1 protein-coding gene is annotated in these 915 nt (G+C 74.8%); it reads right to left on the bottom strand.

The features are described 5' to 3' along the window. Positions 1–43: 43 nt before the first annotated feature. The coding region (locus EAO70_RS16675) for an ABC transporter permease (RefSeq protein ID WP_148003766.1) at positions 44–915 on the bottom strand (872 nt) is incomplete at its 5' end.

Genomic DNA, 915 nt, shown 5'->3' with positions numbered 1-915 from the left:
GGGGCGGCGCCGGGCTGCGGTGCGGCCTCCCGGACGGTGGGGGTCATCGAAGCCATCGGGCGCTCCTGCGCTGGAGGGGGAGTTGGACGGCCATGACGAGCCCGGCGACGAGGATCATGTCGAGGCCGAGGGCGAGCGCGACGTTCTCCTGGCCGACGAGCACGTTCCCGGAGAGCGCGTCCGCGATCTTGAGGGTGACCAGCGGGACGGAGCCGCCCACCAGTGCGGCCGCGGTGGCGTGCGCGGCGAACGCGCTGCCGAAGAGCAGCACGAACCCGCCGAGCAGGGAGGGCGCGAGGACGGGGATGCCGACGTGTCGCCAGTACTGCCATCCGCCGGCGCCCGCGTTCTGCGCGGCCTCGCGCCACTGGGGGCGCAGGCCGTCGAGCGCGGGGAGGATCACCAGGACCATGAGCGGGACGAGGAAGTACAGGTAGACCACGGTGAGTCCGGTGAAGGAGTACAGGTTCCAGCCGAGGCTGGTCAGGTCGGCGAGCCGGGTGACGACGCCGGAGATGCCGACGGTCGCGATGAACGCGAACGCGAGGGGGACGCCGCCGAAGTTGGCGAGGACGCCGGAGGCGGTCTGCACGGCGTCGCGCAGGGCGCGGGAGCGGGAGGTGACGACCGCCTGGGCGATGAGGACGCCGAGGACGGAGGCGATGAGGGCCGTGAGGGCGGAGAGCTGCACGCTGCCGACGAGCGAGCCCAGGTAGGGGCCCTGGAGGGAGCGGCTCAGGTGCTCGCCGGTCAGGGCGGTGGCGCCGGTGCCGGGGTCGGTGCGGGTCACGGCGCCGTACAGGAGGGCTCCGAGCGGGAGGCCGAAGCACAGTCCGGTGAAGGCGAGGAGGGGGAGGGCGGCGAGCCAGGTGCGCGGGCCGCGCCGCCGGCGGCGGGTGCCGCCGGCGGGTCCCC

Source organism: Streptomyces sp. adm13(2018), assembly GCF_008042145.1.
In the GTDB taxonomy this organism is placed as follows: Bacteria; Actinomycetota; Actinomycetes; order Streptomycetales; family Streptomycetaceae; genus Streptomyces.
Note: the sequence above shows the minus strand (reverse complement) of the source record. Positions and strands in the feature narration are given on the sequence as shown.